Genomic DNA, 21076 nt, shown 5'->3' with positions numbered 1-21076 from the left:
CCCGATCGTCGAGCAAGGCGTCCATTGTGGTGGCGAACGAGCGCCAGAGCTTGCCGGAGCGGGTCAGCTGGTCACGCCCCGCCGCGTTGAGTGGGGCCGGATACACGGTGCCGCCCCCGCTGCGGCTCAGCTGGATGCGGCCGTGCTCCAGCGGCTGGCGCAGTGCCTCCAGCGCACCCTTGCTGAACTCGGGAGCCTCATCCAGGAAGAGCACCCCGCGATGCGCCAGCGACACCGCGCCGGGTCGGGCCAGCCCCGAGCCACCCCCGACCAGCGACGGAATGCTCGCGGTGTGGTGCGGCGCCTGGAACGGCGGGCGACGCAGCAGCCGACCACCCGGCGGCAGCAGCCCGGCGACCGAGTGCAGCGCGGTGACCTCCAGCGCCGCGTCGTCGTCCAGCTCGGGCAGGATCGACGGCAGCCGTTCGGCGAGCATCGTCTTGCCGGCCCCCGGTGGGCCGAGCAGTGCCACGTGGTGCCCGCCGGCCGCGGCGACCTCCAAGGCGCGCCGACCCAGCTGCTGCCCGGCGACGTCGGCGAGATCCGGCCCACCGGTCAGCGGCTCCGGGATGTCCGCCGGTGGTTCGATCAGCGGGGTCCCGTCCCGAACGAAGGCGACGAGCCGGTGCAGGTTGTCCACCGCTCGCACCCGTACGCCGGGGATGACGGCGGCCTCGGCGGCGTTGCCGACCGGGACGATCACCCGCGCGACACCGGCCTGGGCCGCGGCGGCGACCATCGGGAGTACGCCGCGCACCGGCCGGACCGTCCCGTCGAGCCCCAGCTCGCCGAGGACCACCACTCCCTCCAGCGGGAGCAGCGGCAACTCACCCGAGCCGCCCAGCAGCGCTGCGGCGATGGCCAGATCGAAGGCCGACCCGAACTTCGGCAGCGTGGCGGGCAGCAGGTTGAGGGTGATCCGCCGGTTGGGCCAGCGCTGGCCGGAGTTGACCACGGCGGCGCGGACCCGGTCGCGGGCCTCGTGCAGGGCGGTGTCCGGCAGCCCGGAGATCACCACCGCCGGCAGGCCGGCGGCCAGGTCGGCCTCCACCTCGACGAGGTGTCCGGTCACGCCGACCAACCCCACGCAGAGCACCTTGGCGTAGCTCACGGCACATCACCGTTCCTCCGGGTACGCATGTCAGAACGCGCCCTTGAGGTGGTCGACCTGCGCCGGACCGGCGTCGGGCAGCCGCACCGACAGCACGTCGAAGCGCACCTCCTCGGCGGTCGTACCGGTCTCGGTCAGCCACCGCGCGGCGAGCCCTCGCAGCCGGCGGGCCTTGGCCGGTACGACCGCCTCGGCCGGGGTGCCGAAGCCCTCACCCCGGCGGGTCTTCACCTCGCAGAAGGCGAGCACGGGCCCGTCCCACGCGATGATGTCGATCTCCCCGGCCGGGCAGCGCCAGTTCCTGGCGATCGGGCGCAGCCCCGCCTCGGTCAGGTGCCGGGCCGCACATTGCTCGCCGTACGCGCCAACCGCCTGGTTCCGCTTCGTCATGGCCGGCACGGTGCCCGCCGGAGGGTGGTCGCCGCGACCCGGCAGCAGCCCACCTGTGGACAACAGGGGTGCTGTGGACAGTCGGACGATCATGCCCGCGCTGTGCTACTGGCCCACCCGTGTCCGCGCTGCCCCGACGATCGAGGGCCCGTTCGGCCGGGCTGAAATGGCGCGGGCGTGGCCGGTCGCATACGGTGCCTGACGTGGACGGACGACGGAGTTTCCCGGAAGATCAGGAGTCGCGCTGGTACCCCGACGAGCGGGGTCGCGGTTACGGCGAGTCGGATTGGCGTGGCGCGGGCGAACCGCGCTACCGGGACGGTGAGATCCCCGAGCCGCGTGGCGCTGAAGACGGCCGCTCCGTCGAGGACACCGGCGTCGGCCGCCGCCGCGAGCCGGACTCGGGACGCTTCGGCGCCGTCGACGAGAGCCGCTTCGGTACGCCGGAGTCGGATTCGGGTCGCCTGAGCGCGGTGGACGTGGGCCGCTTCGGTACGCCCGAATCGGACTCGGGTCGCTTTGGCGCCCTGGACGCTCAGACCGGTCGGTTCGGCGGGAGCGAGGCTGATTCGGGGCGTTTCGGCGCGGTCGACCCGTTGGGTGTGGCGCGGCCGGAGGCGGACGCCTACCGGGCCACCCGGTCGCGGCGGGCGGACCGGGACCCGTCGGAGACCTCCGGGGAGCTACCCGGACGCAGGGCCGCCCGAGAGACGACCACGACGGGATCTCCGGTGACCAGCGCAGTGCCGGAGACCACCCGCGACAGCACGTCGACAGCGCCGGCCGGCGTGCTCGCTGACCAGGCTCGTCCCGCTCCGCTCGGTGGCTACCCGATCATCGAGCCGACCCGGGGTGGCGTCGACACGCCGCACCCGCTGGAGATGCCGACCGGGCCGATGCCCGGGATCGGCCCGCGACCCGACCTGCCCGCAGGTGAGCCACCGGTGTATCCGCCGGCCGCCGACGGCGTCTATCGGACCAGGCGACCGGTGCTGGCCGTACTCTTCGCTCTGTTGGTGTTGGTCTTCGAGGTCCCCGCGTTGCGGGTGCTGCTCGCTGGCGTGACCGGCGACCCGGTGGACGCCGGGAACGTGGTGGTGGGTATCGCCCTGGTTGCCGGACTGCCGATCTTCGCGACCGGGCTGTACGGGCTACGAACCGGAGGTCTGGCGCTCGCCGACAACGGTCGGGGCTGGCTGCGCCCACCGACGGCCTACCTGACCGTCGGCCTGGTGCTCTTCGTGGCCGCCGCGCTCGCCGCCGGCTGACCCGGCCCGCGTACCTCGCGCGAGAGAGCGGTGGGGCGGCGGAGCAGCACGCCACGCGCACCCCGGGGCGGCTGAACGGGTGAGGGGCGTACACTGGCCAACTGGCGACCGCCTCGTGCGGTCGACCTCGCGTGCCCTCTTCACGAATCGTCGTGGAGCGACGGCCTCCCTGGTCCCGATCTTGATCGGGTCCACCATGGGTCGGCGACCAGGCACCAGGACGCCCGGCCACCGGCCGGGCGTGACAACCAGGGACCTTGAGGAGTACCCCAACCATGGCCGTCGTGACCATGCGTCAGCTGCTGGAGAGCGGTGTCCACTTCGGGCACCAGACCCGGCGCTGGAACCCGAAGATGAAGCGCTTCATCATGACCGAGCGCAACGGCATCTACATCATCGACCTGCGCCAGACCCTCGAGTACATCGAGAAGGCGTACGAGTTCGTGCGTGGGACCGTCGCCGAGGGCGGCAGCATCCTGTTCGTCGGCACCAAGAAGCAGGCCCAGGAGGCGATTGCCGAGCAGGCGACCCGGGTCGGCCAGCCGTACGTCAACCACCGCTGGCTCGGTGGCATGCTGACCAACTTCCAGACCGTTTACAAGCGGCTTCAGCGGATGAAGGAGCTGGAGGGCCTGGGCGACCTCAGCGGCACCGCCGCCGGTTACACCAAGAAGGAGACCCTGCAGCTCTCCCGCGAGAAGATCAAGCTGACCCGCACCCTCGGTGGTCTGCGGGACATGCAGAAGCTTCCCGCCGCGGTGTGGATCGTCGACACCAAGAAGGAGCACATCGCCGTCGACGAGGCCCGCAAGCTGGGCATCCCGGTGATCGCGGTGCTGGACACCAACTGTGACCCGGACGAGGTCGACTTCCCGATCCCGGGTAACGACGACGCGATCCGCTCGGCGGAGCTGCTGACCAAGGTCGTCGCCGCCGCCGTCGCGGATGGTCTGATCGCGCGCTCCGGCCGTCGCCGGGGCAACGACGAGAAGCCCGAGGGTGTCGCGAGCGACGAGCCGCTGACCGAGTGGGAGCGCGAGCTGCTGGAGCCGAAGAAGGCCGACGAGGCCGCCCCGGCCGAGCAGCCCGCCGCTGCCGCCACCGAGCAGCCCGCCACCCCGGAGCAGCCCGCGCAGGCCGCCACCGAGCAGCCGGCGGCCGCCACCGCGGAGTGATCGCACCGTCGCTGCCCCGCCGTCCGTTTTCGCGGACGGCGGGCAGCGACGGTACGCCGGGCACTATCGGCCCGGATCCGGGTAACCGGCACCTCTGACCATCCACACGCCGTCTCAACATCGAAGAGAGAGCCATGTCCCAAATCACCGCCGCGGACGTCAAGAAGCTCCGCGACCTCACCGGCGCCGGCATGATGGACAGCAAGAAGGCGCTGACCGAGGCCGAGGGCGACTTCGACAAGGCCGTCGAGATCCTGCGCGTCAAGGGCGCCAAGGACGTCGGCAAGCGGGCCGGCCGTACGGCCGCGAACGGCCTGGTCGCCCACTCCGGCAAGGCGCTGCTCGAGCTCAACTGCGAGACCGACTTCGTCGCCAAGACCGAGTCGTTCATCGCGCTGGGCCAGCAGCTGGTCGAGCACGGTGAGCGCGCCGGCGTGAACTCCGCCGAGGAGCTGCTCGCCTCCGAGCTCGACGGCAAGGTCATCGCGGACCTGATCCAGGAGCAGTCCGCCAAGATCGGCGAGAAGCTGGTGCTCAACCGGTTCGCCCGGGTCGAGGGCACCACCGCCGTCTACCTGCACCGCAAGGCCCAGGACCTGCCTCCGGCCGTCGGCGTGCTGGTGTCGTACACCGGCAAGACCGACGAGGCCGGCGACGCCGACGCCCGCGGTGTGGCGATGCAGATCGCCGCGATGCGGCCGAAGTACCTCACCCGGGACGAGGTTCCGGCCGAGGTCGTCGAGTCCGAGCGGCGCATCGCCGAGCAGACCGCCCGCGAGGAGAACAAGCCCGAGGCGGCCCTGCCGAAGATCATCGAGGGTCGGGTCAACTCCTTCTTCAAGGACTTCGTCCTGATCGAGCAGTCGTCCGTCTCCGACAACAAGAAGTCGGTGAAGCAGCTGCTGGCCGAGGCCGGCATCGAGGTCACCCGCTTCGTGCGGTTCGAGGTCGGCCAGGCCTGAGCCGCCACCGGGCGCCACGCGCGCCCGTGGGCAGAAGACGTCAACGAGGAGGCCGCCGGTGTACGTGACAGGCACCGCGGCCTCCTCGTCACATAGGGTCGGCAGCGGCAGGTTCGCGGTACGCGCCGCACGGGGCGTGCGCGTGGGGAAGGGCGGGGCGGATGACGCAGGTTGTGAGTGACCGGACGCTGGAGCTGGACGATCCGACGGCACCGCCGCCGGGGCGTGCCCGCCGGGTGGTGCTGAAGCTCTCCGGTGAGGTCTTCGGTGGCGGCGCGATCGGCGTCGACCCGGATGTCGTCCAGGCCATCGCCCGGCAGATCGCCACAGTGGTCCGCCGCGGCGTGCAGGTCTCCGTGGTGGTCGGCGGAGGCAACTTCTTCCGTGGCGCGGAACTGCAGAAGCGTGGGATGGACCGGGCCCGCGCCGACTACATGGGCATGCTCGGCACTGTGATGAACTGCCTCGCGCTCCAGGACTTCCTGGAGAAGGAGGGCATCGAGACCCGGGTGCAGAGCGCCATCACGATGGCTCAGGTCGCCGAGCCGTACATCCCGCTGCGGGCCATCCGGCACCTGGAGAAGGGCCGCGTGGTCATCTTCGGCGCCGGCGCCGGGATGCCGTACTTCTCCACGGACACGGTGGCCGCCCAGCGGGCGCTGGAGATCCGGGCCGACGTGGTGCTGATGAGCAAGAACGGCGTGGACGGCGTCTACACCGCCGACCCGCGGATCGACCCCACCGCCAGTAAGCTCGACTCGATCACCTTCTCCGAGGCGCTGCGCCGCAACCTGCGGGTGGCCGACGCGGCGGCGTTCAGCCTCTGCATGGAGAACGGCCTGCCGATGCTGGTCTTTGGCGCGCAGGGTGACGACACCATCATCCGCGCGGTGGGTGGCGACAAGATCGGCACCCTGATCACCGCCTGAGTCCCGCCCACCGGCGACGACGACAGCGGTCTGACGACTATCAGCAGAGCCCACCACGAGCACAGAAGGAGGCGAGGAGACCGGTGATCGACGACACCCTCCTCGAGGCCGAGGAGAAGATGGAGCGTGCGGTTGAGCACGCCAAGGAGGAGTTCGGCGCCATCCGTACCGGTCGCGCCAACGCCGCCATGTTCTCCAAGGTCATCATCGACTACTACGGCACGCCCACGCCGCTGACGCAGATGGCGTCCATCGCGGTTCCCGAGCCGCGGATGGCCATCATCAAGCCGTACGACAACTCGCAGATCAATGCGATGGAGAAGGCGATCCGCGACTCTGACCTCGGGGTGAACCCGAACAACGAGGGCAACCAGCTGCGCATCCTGCTCCCGCAGATGACCGAGGAACGCCGCCGCGACATGATCAAGGTGGCTCGGCACAAGGGCGAGGAGGCCAAGGTGGCGATCCGCAACGTCCGCCGCCGTGGCAAGGAGGAGCTGGACCGGATCGTCAAGGACGGCGAGGCCGGCGAGGACGACGGCCGCCGCGCCGAGAAGGAACTCGACGACCTGACCCAGCGGTACGTGGCCAGCATCGACGACCTGGTGAAGCACAAGGAAACCGAGCTGCTCGAGGTGTGACCCATGCTCCGAGGCCCGTTCCCGACGTCGGGAACGGGCCTCGTTCCATTCCTGGGTCAGCTCTGCCGTACCGGATGGGTGTGCGTCGCTGGCCGGCGGGCCGGCGGCGCCGGGTGGCGTCGGTGGGCGTGCCTCGTCCGCCGTGCCGATCCGGCGTGTGCAGTAGGCTCGGCAGGATTCCCGGCCACCGGGTGGTGAACACCGGGGATCGACCGACCGTCGGGGCGGTCAATCGGAGGAACATCGCACGTGTAGGGGATGCTTGTGGTCTTGCGTCATGTGGTGGTTCTCGTGCCGCTTCGCGGTGCGTGATGTCCCACCCCGACCCCTACGGCAGCGAGCCTCGCGGCTGGGACCGGCCGGAGCGCCCGGTGGCGCTGCCCTGGCCGGAGCAGGAGCTGGAGGCCGGCCAGTGGAGCCGCCGTCCGGCCGCCGGCCCTGAGCTGTACGCCGATCCGCACGCCCGGCCGTACGCCGAACCCTGGCCCGCGGACCCGTACGACGAGCGTGGCCGCCCGGTCCGCCCGGACGACCGTTTCGACGACCGTGACCGGCACGTCGACGACCGCAACCAGCCCGACCGGTACGACGACCGGGGTCGCGGTGACCGTTACGGCGACCGCGTGCCCGCCGGTGCGGACGGTGCCCCCTCCCGCGGCGGCCTCCCGCCTTTCGACGAGCCCGGCCGGTACAACGGCCCGGGACCGTTCGACGGGCCGTTCCGTCATGACGACGACGCCGATTACCCGACCACGCAGCTGGCGCCCATCGGGGCCGAGATCGGGCCGGATCCGGAGCCGACTGTCGAGCCGGAGCCGACGACCGGTCGACGGTCGAAGGGGCGACGTCGGGCCAGCCTCGACCGACCGGCCACGCAGCAGGTGGGCACCGGGCGGGCCGGGCGCAACCTGCCCGCGGCGATCGGGGTCGGGCTCGGCCTCGGCGCGTTGATCGTGGTGCCGCTGGCCTTCTATCCGTTGGCCTTCCTGCCGGTGATCGCCGCCGCGGTCGCCGTCGGCACCTGGGAGATGGCCCGCGCGGTACGACGCAGCGGCGCGCACCCGCCGCTGGTGCCACTGATCGCCGGCGGCGTGTTGACGGTGGGTCTGGCCTGGTACGCCGGCCCGGACGCGCTCAGCCTGGGGCTGCTGGTCACCGTGCTGGGCACAATGATCTGGCGGTTGGGTGACGGGCCCGCCGGTTTCCAGCGGGATCTCACGGCGGCCACCCTGATCGCCGTCTACGTGCCGTTCCTCGCCGGATTCGCGGCGTTGCTGGCGGCGGCCCCCGACGATGGGCATCTGCGCATCCTGGCCACGCTGATCGGGGTGGTCCTCTCCGACACCGGTGGGTACGCGGCCGGGGTCTCCTTCGGCAAACACCCGATGGCCCCGTCGATCAGCCCGAAGAAGTCCTGGGAGGGCTTCGCCGGCTCGGTCACCGCGGCGGCCCTGGGTGGGGCGTTGCTGCTGTGGCTGATGTTCGAGGTGGCTCCCTGGTGGGGCGCGCTGTTCGGGGTGGCCGTCTCCTGCGCGGCGGTCCTCGGCGACCTGGCCGAGTCGATGATCAAGCGGGATCTCGGCGTGAAGGACATGAGCAACCTGCTGCCCGGCCACGGCGGTCTGATGGACCGGCTGGACTCGATCCTGTTCGCGGTGCCGACGGCCTACCTGCTGTTGGCGGTTTTCGTGCCGGTGGTGAGCTGAGGTATGAATCACGGCGTCCCGGTCATCCGGCTCCGGCGGTCGCGGCCCGTTCGACACCTCCGGACCGGCAGCCGCCGCCGACGGCGTGACACACTGGACCAGCCATGACGAGCCTGCCCTTGATCCCCGCCATCTCGGTCGCCCCCGCCGCGCGCCGGGCCTCCATGCCCCCTCAGCACCTCGCTGACCTGGACCTGGCCGGTCGCCAGGCGTTGGTTACCGGGCTGGGTGAGCCGGCCTTCCGCGCCAAGCAGGTCTCCAACCACTACTTCGGGCGGTTGGTCCGCGACCCGCAGGCGATGACCGATCTGCCCGCGGCGACCCGGGAGCGGCTGGCCGACCAGTTGCTGCCGACGTTGCTCAACCCGGTGCGCGAGCTGGCCTGTGATGACGGCGCGACCCGCAAGGCGCTCTGGCGGCTGCACGACGGCGCGCTGGTGGAGAGCGTGCTGATGGGTTACCCGGACCGGGTGACCGTCTGCATCTCCAGCCAGGCGGGCTGCGGCATGGCCTGTCCGTTCTGCGCGACCGGTCAGGCCGGGCTCACCCGCAACCTGTCGACGGCGGAGATCGTCGACCAGGCGGTCTACATGGCCGGGGTGGCGGCCTCCGGCGTGGTGGCGGGTTCCCCGCCGAGGTTGTCGCGCGTCGTCTTCATGGGCATGGGCGAGCCGCTGGCCAACTACAACCGGGTGATCGCGGCGATCCGTCGGCTGGTCAGCCCGGCTCCGGAGGGGCTCGGCCTGTCCCAGCGGCACATCACCGTTTCCACGGTTGGCCTGGTTCCGGCCATCCACCGACTGGCCAGCGAAGACCTCTCAGTGACCCTTGCGTTGTCGTTGCACGCGCCCGATGATGATCTGCGCGACGAACTCGTGCCGGTAAACCAGCGCTGGAAGGTAGCCGAGGTGCTGGACGCAGCGTGGGACTACGCCGCCCGGACGGGCCGCCGCGTGTCGATCGAGTACGCGATGATCAAGGACGTGAACGACCAGCCGTGGCGAGCCGACCTGCTCGGGCGGCTGCTGGCCGGCAAGTTGGCCCACGTGAACCTCATTCCGCTCAATCCGACGCCGGGCAGCCGCTGGGACGCGAGCCCGAAGCCGGTCGAGCGGGAGTTCGTCCGCCGGTTGCGCGACGCCGGGGTGTCCACCACAGTTCGGGACACCCGAGGTCGCGAGATCGACGGCGCGTGTGGCCAGCTTGCCGCTGCCGAAGACAACGACACCAACACCGACCGCGCCGGAGAGGCACCGGCGTGACCGGGCGTGGCGAACGAGACCAGGAGACATAGTGGCGAGTCAGGGTCAGCGTTTCCGGCGCAAGGCGCTCCGCCGGGGATACAAGGTCGACGAGGTGGATGCCTTCCTCGACCGGGTCGAGGCGACGCTCGACGGCCGACAGGTCGGTGCCCCGGTGGCCTCCCAGGAGGTTCATGACGTCGTCTTCCGGGTCCGCTTCAACGGCTACGACGAGTGGCAGGTCGACCTGCACCTGGACCGGGTCGAGCGGCAGCTGGCCGAGCTGGAGGAGCGCAACAGCGCCGGACGCGGCGGCGACCCCCGGATGGGTGACCGGATGGGCCCACCGGACCGGATGGGTCCGCCGATGCGTGATGAGCGGGGCATGGTCCCGCAGCCGATGCCGCCCCGGCCGATGCCCGCGCAGCCCGGCCCGCCCTACGGCCGCTACGACGAGCCGACCGGTGCCTTCGCCGGTGGGTACGACGCCCCCCGCGGCGGTGGTTACGACGCGCCACGTGGCCCGGCCGGCCCGCCGATGGGTCCCGGTGGCCCGATGGGCCCCGGCCCGATGGGTGGCCACGGCATGCCGCAGCGCGGCCTGCCCGCCGGTCCCAGCGGGTACGGCCCCCCGGACGACCAGCGCTCACCCGGTGGCTACGGCCCGGATGACCAGCGCGGCGGGTACGGCCAGGACGACCAGCGCGCGCCGGGCGGTTATCCGCCGCCGCCGGAGGAGCCGCGCTTCGACGGCTTCGAGGCCGGGCGGCACGGTCGCGCCGACATGACGGCCGAGATCCGGATGCCGGAGCGGGATCTGCGCGACATGCGCCGTGGTCCGGCCGGTCCGCCTCCGCTGCCGCAGCAGGGCATGGGTGGCCCGCCGATGGCCGGTCCGCCGCCGATGGCCGGTCCGCCTGCGGTGGCCGGTCCGCCGATGGGTGGCCCGCCGATGGCCGGTCCGCCCGGCAGCGACCTGTACCGGGTCGACCAGATTCGTCGCAGCTTCCAGGTGCGCCGGTTCGGCAGCGGGTACGACCCCGACCAGGTGGACCGGTTCTTCGACACCCTGCTCGGGGGCATGCAGCGCCGCAACCCGATGCCGGTCGACCCGAAGGACCTGGACACGCTCCGGTTCGGCCTGGTGCCGGGTGGCTACTTCGAGGCCGAGGTCGACGCCGCGCTGAAGGACGTGCAGGACATTCTCTTCGGGCGCTGACCCCGACGCGATACGGACGAGGGCCCGTCCCCCAGGTGGGGGCGGGCCCTCGGCGTACGTCGGCCGGTCGTCCGGCGGTGGGTCGGGTCAGGAGCGCAGACCGCTGCGCCGCAACACGATGTCGCCGATCACGATGATCAGCAGCAGCGCGGCCAGGCCGATCAGCCAGATGTCCTCGACCCTGCCCTCGTGGTTGCCGCAGATCATCGCCAGCAGCGCCAGTGCGGACAGCACGGCGCCGATCTGCCCGGCCTTGCGGTGCCCGGGCTTGTGCTGGTCTGGCGACGTTACCGGCTCGCTTCCTGCCACTGTCGGTCCTTCCCTCGCGATCGGATCTTTGGTTAGTCTGGCACGCCTCGTACGCGGTGCGGTGGGGTGGGGGTTTCCTGGCCATCGGCCCTGCCCCACCCGGGCTGGATGGCACTACCGGCGTCGCGGGGCGGCGGTCAGACTCGCTCCGGTAGCGTTTGGCGTACACCTGATTGTCTGTTTGAGGGGGACTGTGCGGTGCGAGTGACCGGAACCGGGCACGCCAGCATGCGGATCGACACGGCCGCGGGCAGCATCCTCTGCGACCCGTGGGTCAACCCGGCCTACTTCGCGTCGTGGTTCCCGTTCCCTGACAATTCACTGCTGGACTGGGAGAGTCTGGGTCAGGTCGACTACCTGTACGTCTCCCACCTGCACCGGGACCACTTCGACGCGAAGCACCTGCGCGAGTTCATCTCGAAGGACGCCACGGTCCTGCTCCCCGAGTTCCCCACCTCGGAGATGGAGGACGAGTTCCGGGCGCTGGGCTTCACCAAGTTCCTGAAGGCGCCCAACGAGCAGGTGGTGGAGCTGCCCGGCGGCCTGAAGATCATGATTCAGGCGTTGACCAGCCCGACCGACGGGCCGATCGGCGACTCCTCGCTCTGGGTCGAGTACGAGGGTGTGCGGCTGCTCAACCAGAACGACGCCCGCCCCACCGACCTGAGCGTCTTCGCCGAGCTGGGGCACGTGCACGCGCACCTGCTCCAGTTCTCCGGTGCGATCTGGTACCCGATGGTCTACGAACTTCCGCAGGCGGCGAAGACCGCGTTCGGTAAGCAGAAGCGTGACCGGCAGTTCGACCGGACCTGGCGGTACATCGACGACCTGAAGGCGTCGCACGTCTTCCCGATCGCCGGCCCGCCGTGCTTCCTCGACGACGCGCTGTGGCAGTTCAACGACATCCACGGCGACGAGGGCAACATCTTCCCCGACCAGTCCGTCTTCCTGGCGGAGTACGCAAAGGTCGGCGGCACCAACGGGATCGTGCTGCTGCCGGGCAGCGTCGCCGAGGTCACCACCGAGGGCGCGAGCACCACCCACCCCGTGCCGGTGCAGGAGTTCTTCGCGAACAAGGTCGCGCACCTGGAGGAGATGCGGGAGCGCAAGCGCCCGATCATCGAGGCGGAGAAGGCGTCCTGGCGGCACCCCGAGGTGGACGTGCTCGGCGAGATGAAGCGTCGGATCGAACCGCTGCTCGACGAGTCGATCTACCTGGCCAAGGGGGTCGGTGGCCCGGTCCGTTTCGACCTGGTGGGGTACGACGGCGAGAGTGTCGAGTCGATCGTGGTGGACTTCCCCGGTAAGGAGGTCCGGCCGTACGCGGACGAGAAGGTGCGCTACCGGTTCCGGACCGAGCGGTCGCTGATCGAGCACCTGCTCTTCATCGACGAGGTGGACTGGGTCAACTCGCTCTTCCTGTCCTGCCGGTTCTCGGCGGCCCGGATCGGCCAGTACAACGAGTTCGTCTACGCGTTCTTCAAGTGCCTCTCCGAGGAGCGGCTCCAGTACGCCGAGGGCTGGTACGACGAGCACGAGCGCAGCACCGACGCCGAGGACATCACGTTGGGCGACTGGGTGGTGCAGCGGCGGTGCCCGCACCTGAAGGCGGACCTGACCCGCTTCGGCATCGTCGACGGTGACCAGCTCACCTGCCAGTTGCACGGCTGGCGCTTCGACCTGCCCAGCGGCCGCTGCCTGACCAGCGTCGGCCACAAGGTGCGAGCCCACCGGGTGGACGCGGAAACCCCCGCCCCGGCCGGCGAAGCGGTGATCTGACCCCGCGCCCCACCCGCGATCTTGCACTTTCTGTTGCGCCGAAGCAGGGCGTACCGCCCATAGCGGCGACCAAAAGTGCAAGATCGCCGGAGTTCGGTCAGCGGCCGAGGTCGGTGAGGATGCGGCGGGCGGCGTTGTGGCCGGCGGCGCCGATGACGCTGCCGGCCGGGTGGCAGCCGGCGCTGCCGGCGTACACACCGTCGACGCCGGTGGCGTAGGGCATCCGGTCGGTGAACGAGACGGTGTTGTCGACGTGGTGGATGTGCCCGCCGGTGATACCGAAGTGCGCCTCGATGCCGGGCGGCGGCAGCGGCACCGCGTCGGCGATCAGCTCGGCGGTGCCGGGGGCGTACCGCTCGACGATCCCGAGCAGCCGGTCGACGTAGCCGGGCAGCTCCGCGTCCCAGGTGGTGCCGGCCAACTCGTAGGGCACGGACTGGACGAAGAGCGCCGACGAGTGGTGCCCGGCGGCGTCGGAGAGCGACGGGTCGACAGTGGTGTGCAGGTACCACTCGATGGTGGGCTCCGCCGGCAGCAGCCCGGCCTGCACGTCCGCCCACATGGCGCGCAGCGCGGTCATCGGTGAGGTCTCCGCCCCGCCGACCAGCGACGCCGACCCTGGCAGCAGGTGGATGGTCGAGCCGAACGGGCTCGGCGTGCCGTCCGGCAGGCAGGAGAACCGCGGCAGCCCGGTGAGCGCCAGGTTGAGCTTGAGGGTGGTGCCGGACCGACGAACCGCCGCCATCCGTTCGCCGAGCCGCGCCGGGAGCGCGCCGTCGGGCAACAGGTCCATCAGCCGGTACGGGTCACACGCGCCGAGCACCACCCGGGCGGCGACCTCCCGACCGTCGGCCAGCACCACTCCGCTCGCCGCGCCGCCGTCCATGGTCACCGCGCGCACCGGCGTACCGGTCAGGATTGTCGCTCCGGCGGCGCGCGCGGCCTCGGCGAAGGTCCTGGAGACGGTGCCCATCCCACCCTCGGCGATCATCCAGGTGCCGCCGGAGCCGGGCAGTCGGCACATGTTGTGCACGAGGAAGTTTTGGCCGGTGCCGGGGTCGTCCGGGCCGGCGTTGAGCCCGGACAGGCCGTCGGTGACCGCGTACATGCTGACCAGCAGCTCCGAGTGGAACTCGAACCGGTCCAGGTAGTCGGCGACCGAGCCCTGCACGAGGTCGACGAAGACCTGGCGCAGCGCCGGACGGACGTGCCGCTCGGCGGTCTCCTGGACGCTCAGCGGCTCGGCCAGCCAGGCCGGGGCGAGGTCTTCCCGCAGCTCGGCCAGCTCGGCCTGCATGGCGTCGTCGGCGGCCACGTCGGCGGGGGAGAAGAACTCGGCGAGCTGCGCCCGGGTGGCGGCGGTGTCACTGCCGAAGAGCAGGTACGGCGAGCCGAAGCCGCCCGGGGTGGGGAGGAAGTAGTGCGGGTCGCGGCGCAGCACCGGGATCCGCACGTCGAGCGTGGCGAGCAGCTCCGGGGGCATCAGCCCGAGCAGGTACGACCCGGTGGAGTGGCGCAGCCCCGGCACCTTCGGGAACGGGTTCTCGGTGCGGGTCGCGCCACCGATCACGTCGGCGGCCTCCAGCACGAGGACGTCCAGGCCGGCCCGGGCCAGCAGGACAGCGGAGACCAGACCGTTGTGCCCGGCACCGATGATCACGACGTCGGCGCGGGCCGGAATCTCACTGCTCATGCCGCGGCAGCCTAGTCCGCCCCAACACCCCAGGTCACCCCTTCCACCCACCCCCACCCACCCCCACCCCGTCGTCCCGTTGATCATGAAGTTATTGCCGCGACACGCCGCGCCGAGTGGCAACAACTTCATGATCAACCAGGCCGGCGGGCCGGGTGGGGGAGGTGGAGGGTGAAGGTGGAGCCTTGGGTGGGGGTGCTGGTGGCGCGCACGGTGCCGCCGTGGGCCTCGGTGAGCTTGCGCACGATGGCGAGACCCAGGCCGCTGCCGCCGGTCTGCCGGCTCCGGGACTTCTCGGCCCGCCAGAAGCGGTCGAAGACCCGGGGCAGGTCCTCGGCGCTGATACCGCTGCCGGTGTCGGTCACCGAGATGGTGACCTCGGCGTCGGTCGCACCGGCGCTGATCGTCACGTGCCCGCCCGACGGGGTGTGCCGTACCGCGTTGGCCACCAGGTTGCCGACGGCCTGGCGGAGTCGGACCGGGTCGGCGTCCACCTGCGGGTCGGCCTCGGTGCGTACCGTGATGGTGACGCCGACCCGGTCGGCCTGGGCCCGGTGCGCCTCCGCGACCTGGGCGAGCAGGTCGGTGAGGTAGACCTGTTCACGGTGCAGCCGCAGCGCGCCCGCGTCGGCCTCGGCCAGGTCCTGCAGGTCGGTGATCACATGCTGGAGCAGTGTCGCCTCCTCCAGCAGTGAGGAGAGCAGCCGGCGGTCGGGGGCCGCGACGCCGTCCTCGACCGCTTCGAGCCAACCCCGGATGTTGCTCACCGGCGTCCGCATCTCGTGGGCGATGTCGCTGACCATGGCCCGGCGTAGCTGCTCCAGCCGTTCCCGCCGTTCGGCCATGTCGTTGAAGGCCTCGGCCAGCCGGGCGATCTCGTCGCGGCCGGTCACCCGGACCCGGGCGGCGCCGTCGCCGTCGCGCATCCGTTGGGCGGCCCCGGTCAGCGCGTGCAGCGGACGGGTCAGCCGGATGCCGGCGAGGACGGTGAAGCCGATCGTCACCAGCAGGACGAGTCCGGCGACCGCGACGATGCGGGTCTGGTTGGCGGGGGAGAGGTCGAAGGTGGTCGAGGGGCGACCGCCCGGGTCGGTGACGAAGAGGGTCGCGGCCGGGGCGACGTACGGGAGGAGCTGTTCGCGTCGACTGGTGCCGACGCAGGCGCTGACCGCCCGGTTGTGCTCCTGGTCGACGCCGGCCGCGCTGCGGGAGTCGGGTGCGCTGGCCGCCGGCTGCCTCGTCCAGGTCCAGTTCAGGTCCACCTGCACGGCGGGTAGGCGCCGCCGCGCCAGGCAGGTGTTCACCAGGGCGTTGAGCTGGGCGAGTGCCTTGCCCTCGGTGGCCGTACGGGCCGCGAGTTCTTCTCTCAGCTGAGCGCAGGCGGCACTGTCGGCGAGGTCGGTGCCGGGGGTGTCGAGGCGGGGGCGGCCGGTGGGCCCGTCCACGACGGTGGCGTCGATCTGCGCCCGGAGCCGCAGACACTGGGCCGCCCGGGCCGCCTTGTCGCGCAGCGCGGCGCGCTCCTCGGGCGGGAGCAGGTACGGCCCGGTGGTGCGCGGGTCGATGCGGCCGGTGCCGCCGTCACCGCTGCCCCTCGGCAGGGTGGTGCCGCCGTCACCGCCGCCCGGCAGTGTGGTGCCGGGTGTCAGGGCGGTGTCGACGGCGAGCGCGTCGACGGTCGCGGACGACGTCGTCGGCAAGGGGCCCGCGCCGGGGGCCGAGTCCGCGATCAGCGCACCGGTCTCGGTGGTCAGGGCGATCCGTCGGCCGACGTCCTGGGCGAGCGGCCGAAGGGCCGCGTCGACTCCGTCCCAGCTCGGGTGGGTCGCCGCGTACGCGAGCACTGTGTCGTAGATGCGGGCGTCGTCGGCGAGCGCCTGCCCCTGCTCCTGCCGGATCGCTCCGGTGGTGGTGCGGACGGCCAGCCACGCGGTCGCCGCGATCGAGCCGATGGCGATGAGGACGGCCAGCGCCAGCAGTCGGAGCAGCAGGCTGCGGCGCAGCGGGACCTCACCCGACACGGGGTGACTCTTCGACGAGCTTGTATCCGATGCCGTACACGGTCACCAAGCGGGCGGGCTTGCGCGGGTTCGGCTCGATCTTCCGGCGGAGGTTCATCACGTGCACGTCGACGGTCCGGTTGGTGATGTACCTGTCGAACCCGTGCAGGTAGCCCAGGAGCTGATCCCGGGTGAACGCCCGGGAGGGCTGGGCGGCCATCGCCTGGAGCAGCTGGAACTCACCGGGTGTGCAGTCGACGAGGCGTCCGTCGCTGCGTACCTCGTGGCGTACGGGGTCGACGTGCACGGCGCCGACCCGCAGCACCGGGTCCGCCGGCGTCCGTTGGCCCCGGCGCAGCAGGCTGCGGGCCCGGGCGACCAGTTCGCGGGGGCTGTACGGCTTGGTCATGTAGTCGTCGGCGCCCAGGTCGAGGCCGAGCAGCAGGTCGTCCTCGGTCGACCTGGCGGTCAGCATGAGTACCGGCAGGTCGGACTCCCGGCGCAGGATGCGACACACGTCCAGGCCGTCGACCTTCGGCATCATCACGTCGAGGACGAGCAGCGCCGGGGGCCGTTGACGGATCTGCTCCAGGGCGGCCCGCCCGTCGGCCACCACAGTCACCTCGTGCCCCTCGCGTTCCAGATACCGGCGCGCCAACTCCGCCTGCTTCTGGTCGTCCTCGGCTACCAGCACGTACGCACACACGGCAGCGACTGTACGTGGCCCAGACCGGTTCCAGCAGGGCCGCTGAGCTGGGGCTATCGGATGACGACCGCTTCCTTACAGGTCTCTGACACCCGGACGTGAAGCTGCACGCCATGACCAACTCAACCCATCGGGTCGCGGCCGGGCTCGCCGCGGTCGTCGTGCTCGCCGTCGCCCTCACCGGCTGCGGCGGCGGTGCGTCCAGCGCCGACAAGGACACCGCCAGCGGCGACGTCGCGTCGCTCGTCACCCCGTCCGCCCCGGCGAGCGCCACCCCGGCCGGTGGTGCCACCAATGGTCGGCCGCAGCTACGCCTGGACATGACCGACGAGGAGGAGGAGCGGCTCTGGGGGACGTACAACATCTGCCTGCACGACAACGGCGTGAAGCTGAACGACGGCCGGTCACAACCGGGCCCGGTGGGGGACGGCACGGGCCTGTCGCTGGACCAGAGCGGGGAGCCGAAGGCGGCGTACGTGGCGTGCGCGAACAAGCTGCCGCTCCAGCCGCCGGAGCTGGACCCGGAGAAGAATCCGAACTACGTGAGCCAGTGGAACGACTACGTCCAGTGCCTGCGCGGGCGCGGGCTGAAGATCCACTCACTGCCGGACGGCTCCGGCTGGACCTACGACGACGGCGTCGCCGACCCGACCAACGGACTTGAGGGTCCCGCGATGGACAAGGTCGAGCGGGAATGCACGATGGAGATCTTCGGTGCCAAGAAGTAACCCGACCGATGATCCTGGCCGGCGGACGACCCGGCGTACCGCGATCGTGGTGGCGGCGGTGACCCTGGTGGTCGCCGTCGCCGTCGCTGCCGGCGTCGGTGCGCTGGCTCTGCGGCGCCACCCCGGCGGTGATGTCGCGAGCGCACCGCCGCCGGTCACCACGACGACAGTGACCCGGGCCGACCTGTCGGACAGCCGCTCGCTCAACGGCACGCTCGGCTTCGGCCCGGAGCGGTTGGTGAAGGGTGCCGGGGAGGGCGTTGTCACCCGGCTGCCGAGGGTGGGCGACACGGTGGCCCGGGGTAAGCCGCTCTACTGGGTCAACGACAGACCGGTGCCGGTGCTGTTCGGCGGGACGCCGCTCTTTCGCACGCTCGACAAGCCGGGTCTGGTGGGCAGCGACGTACGGATCGTGTCGGACAACCTGAAGACGCTGGGCTACCACACCGGCTCGCAGCCGTCCCGGGCCACCGACGGCACGAAGATCGGCACGGGTCAGGCCCTGCTCACCAAGAGCCTCGTCGGCGCGATCAAGAAGTGGCAGCAGGCCCTCGGTCTGGACCCCACCGGCACGATCGGGGTCGGGCAGGTCGCGGTGCTGACCGGGCCGGCCCGAATCAGCGCGGTGAAGGCGCTGCCCGGTGACCCGGTCGCCGGTGAGCTGCTGGCCGTCACCGAGAAGGTCAAGCTGGTCACTGTGCCGGTCGGGGCCACCGACGTCGGCGCCATCACGGTGGGCGCCGCCGTGGTCGTCGCCCTGCCGGACAGCTCCGAGATCCCGGCAAAGGTCGCCTCGATCTCGCAGACGGTGCGCGGCGGGGGGTCGGACGGCGGCACCGGGCAGGGCAGCCCGCCCACCGTGGACGTCCTCGTCGCACCGACCCGGGCGGCGGACGTGGCCAAGCTGGACGCGGCCACGGTCCAGGTCCGCTTCACCACCGCCGTCCACAAGGGCGTACTCGCGGTGCCGGTCGGCGCGCTCGTGGCGCTCCGCGAGGGTGGGCATGCGCTGCAACTGCCCGACGGCGCGCTGGTGGCAGTGGAGACCGGGATGTTCGCCCGGGGCCTGGTCGAGGTCAGCGGCACCGGTGTGACCGAGGGCCTCGACGTGGTGACGGCATCGTGATCGCCGAAGCGGTGCTGAACGTCGAGGGAGTCAGCAGGACGTACCCCGGCGGGGTGACCGCACTGGACGACGTCTCACTGACCGTGCGCGCCGGCGAGATGCTCGCCATCGTCGGGCCGTCCGGGTCCGGCAAGTCCACGCTGCTGAACATCATGGGCACCCTCGACCTGCCGTCCAGCGGTCGGGTACGCGTCGCCGGGCAGGAGGTCACCGCGCTGTCCGACCGTCGGCTCTCCGCGCTGCGGGGCCGCTGGCTCGGTTTCGTCTTCCAGCAGTTCCACCTCAGCGACGGGCTGGATGCCGCCGAGAACGTCGCCACCGGCCTGCTCTACGCCGGGGTGCCCCGTCGTCGCCGTCGCCGTACCGCGATCGAGGCGTTGGCCCGGGTCGGCCTGGCGCACCGGGTGAACCACCTGCCGCAGCAGCTCTCCGGCGGGGAGCGGCAGCGGGTGGCGATAGCTCGGGCGCTCGTCAACGAGCCGGCGCTGGTGCTGGCCGACGAGCCGACCGGCGCCCTCGACACGGCGAACGGGGAGGCGGTTCTTGCCCTGCTCGCCGACCTCAACGCGGAGGGCACCACCATCGCCGTGATCACCCACGACCGCGATCTCGCCGCCCGTACGCCTCGACAGGTGGAGATCCGCGACGGCCGGATCGTCGCCGACACCGTCGCCGGGAGCGGGGCGTGAGCGCGTCCCCGGGTGGCACCCGGTCGACCCGGCTCGCCCCGACCGACGTACTCCGGCTCGGTCTGCTCGGCCTGACCACCCGCCGGATGCGGGCGGTCCTCTCCGCCCTGGGCATCTCCATCGGCATCGCCACGCTGGTCGTCGTGGTGGGTATCCCCGCGTCCAGCCAGCGCGACCTGATGGAGCAGCTCTCCGCCCTCGGCACCAACCTGCTGCGGGCCGAACCCGTGCCCGATCAGAACCCGCCCGTCCTCCTGCCCGAGGACGCCGCCGCCATGGCGGCGCGGATCGGGCCGGTCCACGCGGCGAGCGCGGTCGCGAACACCCACACCGCCGTGCGCCGCAACGACCTGCTGGACCGGTACGACACGTCCGGGCTCACCGTGCTCGCGTCCCGGCCGGACCTGTTGGGGACCGTCAACGGCCGGGTCCGCAGCGGTCGGCCCCTCGACGACGGGTCGGCCCGGCTTCCGACCGCCGTCCTCGGCTACGTCGCGGCGAGCCGGCTCGGCTTCGCCAGTGTGGACCCGCGACAACCACCCCAGGTGTTCATCGGCGAGCGCTGGTTCACTGTGATCGGCATCCTGGACCCGTTGCCGCTCTCCCCGGATCTCGACCGTTCGGTGCTGGTCGGGTGGGACGCCGCCAGGGCCATGCTCGGCTTCGACGGTCACCCCACCGTCGTCTACCTGCGGGCCAGGGAGGACGCGTTGGAGGACGTCCGTGCCGTGCTGCCGGCCACCCTCAACCCGCAGTTGCCCGGGCTGGTCCAGGTCAGCCGCCCCTCCGACGCGCTCGCCGCGAAACGGGCCACCGAGGACAGCTTCTCCGCGCTGTTCCTCGGGTTGGCGGCGGTGGCCCTGCTGGTCGGCGGCATCGGCGTGGCCAACACGATGGTCATCTCGGTGCTGGAGCGACGTCGGGAGATCGGCCTGCGCCGGGCGCTCGGCGCGAACCGCGGCCAGATCCGGGTGCAGTTCCTCACCGAGTCGGTGCTGCTCAGCGTGCTCGGCGGTGCCGCCGGGGCCGCCCTGGGGGTGCTCGCCACTGTCGGCTACGCCAGCTACCAGGGCTGGCCGCCGACCATCCCACTGCCCGCGGTGCTCGGCGGAGTGACCGCCGCCCTCCTGGTAGGCGTGGTGGCCGGCGTCTACCCGTCGATCCGAGCCGCCCGCCAAACCCCCACCGAAGCCCTATCAACCCCCTGACCGGCCCCCGCTGCGGTGACCCCCTTGGTTGATCATGAAGTTATTGCCACTCGGCGCGGCGGGTCGTGGCAATAACTTCATGATCAACGGGGTGGCGGGTCGGGGGAGGGCGACGGGTCGGCGTCTCCGGGCTGACGCTGGCCGACGTGTTCAGCTCCGACGTGGGCAGGTTCTTCTGCTCCAGCTTGATCAGGGC

The 21076-nt window shown here is 71.6% G+C and carries 18 protein-coding genes and 1 pseudogene; 13 read left to right on the top strand and 6 right to left on the bottom strand.

Going from position 1 to position 21076, the window contains the following annotated elements:
• Nucleotides 1–1111 (bottom strand): ATP-binding protein (locus ABZ749_RS07810; RefSeq protein ID WP_357224064.1); only part of this gene is annotated, 1111 nt, incomplete at its 3' end.
• Nucleotides 1112–1141: 30 nt separating this feature from the next.
• On the bottom strand, nucleotides 1142–1501 hold the full coding sequence (locus ABZ749_RS07805) for a YraN family protein (RefSeq protein ID WP_355005226.1): 360 nt from the start codon (nucleotides 1499–1501) through the stop codon (nucleotides 1142–1144).
• Between the two features lie 166 nt (nucleotides 1502–1667).
• Between ABZ749_RS07805 and ABZ749_RS07800 the strand changes: the two are divergent.
• The 8 genes and pseudogenes from ABZ749_RS07800 to ABZ749_RS07765 all read left to right on the top strand — a co-directional run bounded on the left by ABZ749_RS07800 (nucleotide 1668) and on the right by ABZ749_RS07765 (nucleotide 10642).
• A pseudogene (locus ABZ749_RS07800) lies at nucleotides 1668–2769 on the top strand (hypothetical protein).
• Nucleotides 2770–3044: 275 nt separating this feature from the next.
• Entirely contained in the window at nucleotides 3045–3944 is a 900-nt protein-coding gene (rpsB, locus tag ABZ749_RS07795) for a 30S ribosomal protein S2 (RefSeq protein ID WP_357205559.1), read from the top strand.
• Between the two features lie 134 nt (nucleotides 3945–4078).
• Nucleotides 4079–4906, top strand: coding sequence for a translation elongation factor Ts (gene tsf, locus ABZ749_RS07790; protein WP_091400300.1), 828 nt, complete (start codon nucleotides 4079–4081; stop codon nucleotides 4904–4906).
• A 161-nt stretch (nucleotides 4907–5067) separates the two neighbouring features.
• Nucleotides 5068–5835, top strand: coding sequence for a UMP kinase (gene pyrH, locus ABZ749_RS07785; RefSeq protein ID WP_030487501.1), 768 nt, complete (start codon nucleotides 5068–5070; stop codon nucleotides 5833–5835).
• Nucleotides 5836–5918: 83 nt separating this feature from the next.
• On the top strand, nucleotides 5919–6476 hold the full coding sequence (frr, locus tag ABZ749_RS07780; RefSeq protein WP_088946658.1) for a ribosome recycling factor: 558 nt from the start codon (nucleotides 5919–5921) through the stop codon (nucleotides 6474–6476).
• Between the two features lie 311 nt (nucleotides 6477–6787).
• Complete coding sequence (locus tag ABZ749_RS07775; RefSeq protein WP_357224061.1) at nucleotides 6788–8182, top strand: phosphatidate cytidylyltransferase; 1395 nt, start codon at nucleotides 6788–6790, stop codon at nucleotides 8180–8182.
• A 104-nt stretch (nucleotides 8183–8286) separates the two neighbouring features.
• The gene (rlmN, locus tag ABZ749_RS07770) at nucleotides 8287–9444 is read left to right on the top strand and encodes a 23S rRNA (adenine(2503)-C(2))-methyltransferase RlmN (RefSeq protein ID WP_091400305.1); all 1158 of its coding nucleotides are present in this window, start codon (nucleotides 8287–8289) and stop codon (nucleotides 9442–9444) included.
• Between the two features lie 31 nt (nucleotides 9445–9475).
• Entirely contained in the window at nucleotides 9476–10642 is a 1167-nt protein-coding gene (locus ABZ749_RS07765) for a DivIVA domain-containing protein (protein WP_357224058.1), read from the top strand.
• A gap of 87 nt (nucleotides 10643–10729) precedes the next feature.
• Here the strand turns inward: ABZ749_RS07765 and ABZ749_RS07760 are convergent, their stop codons facing one another.
• Entirely contained in the window at nucleotides 10730–10951 is a 222-nt protein-coding gene (locus ABZ749_RS07760) for a DUF2631 domain-containing protein (RefSeq protein WP_036412111.1), read from the bottom strand.
• Between the two features lie 198 nt (nucleotides 10952–11149).
• Here ABZ749_RS07760 and ABZ749_RS07755 point away from each other — a divergent pair, with 198 nt between their 5' ends.
• Complete coding sequence (locus tag ABZ749_RS07755; protein ID WP_357224056.1) at nucleotides 11150–12730, top strand: Rieske 2Fe-2S domain-containing protein; 1581 nt, start codon at nucleotides 11150–11152, stop codon at nucleotides 12728–12730.
• 97 nt (nucleotides 12731–12827) lie between these two features.
• Here the strand turns inward: ABZ749_RS07755 and ABZ749_RS07750 are convergent, their stop codons facing one another.
• From ABZ749_RS07750 to ABZ749_RS07740, 3 genes are all read right to left on the bottom strand, one after another.
• On the bottom strand, nucleotides 12828–14423 hold the full coding sequence (locus ABZ749_RS07750) for an NAD(P)/FAD-dependent oxidoreductase (protein ID WP_357224054.1): 1596 nt from the start codon (nucleotides 14421–14423) through the stop codon (nucleotides 12828–12830).
• Between the two features lie 134 nt (nucleotides 14424–14557).
• The gene (locus ABZ749_RS07745; RefSeq protein ID WP_357224052.1) at nucleotides 14558–16444 is read right to left on the bottom strand and encodes a HAMP domain-containing sensor histidine kinase; all 1887 of its coding nucleotides are present in this window, start codon (nucleotides 16442–16444) and stop codon (nucleotides 14558–14560) included.
• A complete protein-coding gene (locus ABZ749_RS07740; protein WP_355005218.1) occupies nucleotides 16434–17129 on the bottom strand; it encodes a response regulator transcription factor in 696 nt (231 codons plus the stop codon). Before ABZ749_RS07740 ends, ABZ749_RS07745 begins: the two co-directional genes overlap by 11 nt.
• 113 nt (nucleotides 17130–17242) lie before the next feature.
• On the opposite strand from ABZ749_RS07740, the gene ABZ749_RS07735 reads away from it, so the two are divergent.
• From ABZ749_RS07735 to ABZ749_RS07720, 4 genes are read left to right on the top strand one after another with little or no spacing between them, the layout of a single operon-like run.
• Nucleotides 17243–17857, top strand: a complete 615-nt coding sequence (locus tag ABZ749_RS07735) for a hypothetical protein (RefSeq protein ID WP_357224049.1) — start codon at nucleotides 17243–17245, stop codon at nucleotides 17855–17857.
• Nucleotides 17844–18983 (top strand): hypothetical protein, encoded by a 1140-nt coding sequence (locus ABZ749_RS07730; RefSeq protein WP_357224046.1) that lies wholly within the window; start codon nucleotides 17844–17846, stop codon nucleotides 18981–18983. The genes ABZ749_RS07735 and ABZ749_RS07730 overlap by 14 nt, the downstream gene beginning before the upstream one ends.
• Nucleotides 18983–19672, top strand: a complete 690-nt coding sequence (locus ABZ749_RS07725; protein WP_357224067.1) for an ABC transporter ATP-binding protein — start codon at nucleotides 18983–18985, stop codon at nucleotides 19670–19672. Before ABZ749_RS07730 ends, ABZ749_RS07725 begins: the two co-directional genes overlap by 1 nt.
• Nucleotides 19669–20880: an ABC transporter permease gene (locus ABZ749_RS07720; RefSeq protein WP_357224043.1), complete on the top strand. Its 1212-nt coding sequence runs from the start codon at nucleotides 19669–19671 to the stop codon at nucleotides 20878–20880. Before ABZ749_RS07725 ends, ABZ749_RS07720 begins: the two co-directional genes overlap by 4 nt.
• Nucleotides 20881–21076 lie beyond the last annotated feature (196 nt).

The sequence above is a fragment of the Micromonospora sp. NPDC047753 genome (assembly GCF_040642735.1).
In the GTDB taxonomy this organism is placed as follows: domain Bacteria; phylum Actinomycetota; class Actinomycetes; order Mycobacteriales; family Micromonosporaceae; genus Micromonospora.
This window is presented reverse-complemented; position numbering and strand designations above follow the sequence as displayed.

Coding starts and splice junctions, on each gene's coding strand:
- ABZ749_RS07805 (WP_355005226.1), bottom strand. CDS start 1,501: ATGACGAAGCGGAACCAGGCGGTTGGCGCGTACGGCGAGCAATGTGCG.
- rpsB (WP_357205559.1), top strand. CDS start 3,045: ATGGCCGTCGTGACCATGCGTCAGCTGCTGGAGAGCGGTGTCCACTTC.
- tsf (WP_091400300.1), top strand. CDS start 4,079: ATGTCCCAAATCACCGCCGCGGACGTCAAGAAGCTCCGCGACCTCACC.
- pyrH (WP_030487501.1), top strand. CDS start 5,068: ATGACGCAGGTTGTGAGTGACCGGACGCTGGAGCTGGACGATCCGACG.
- ABZ749_RS07775 (WP_357224061.1), top strand. CDS start 6,788: ATGTCCCACCCCGACCCCTACGGCAGCGAGCCTCGCGGCTGGGACCGG.
- rlmN (WP_091400305.1), top strand. CDS start 8,287: ATGACGAGCCTGCCCTTGATCCCCGCCATCTCGGTCGCCCCCGCCGCG.
- ABZ749_RS07750 (WP_357224054.1), bottom strand. CDS start 14,423: ATGAGCAGTGAGATTCCGGCCCGCGCCGACGTCGTGATCATCGGTGCC.
- ABZ749_RS07735 (WP_357224049.1), top strand. CDS start 17,243: ATGACCAACTCAACCCATCGGGTCGCGGCCGGGCTCGCCGCGGTCGTC.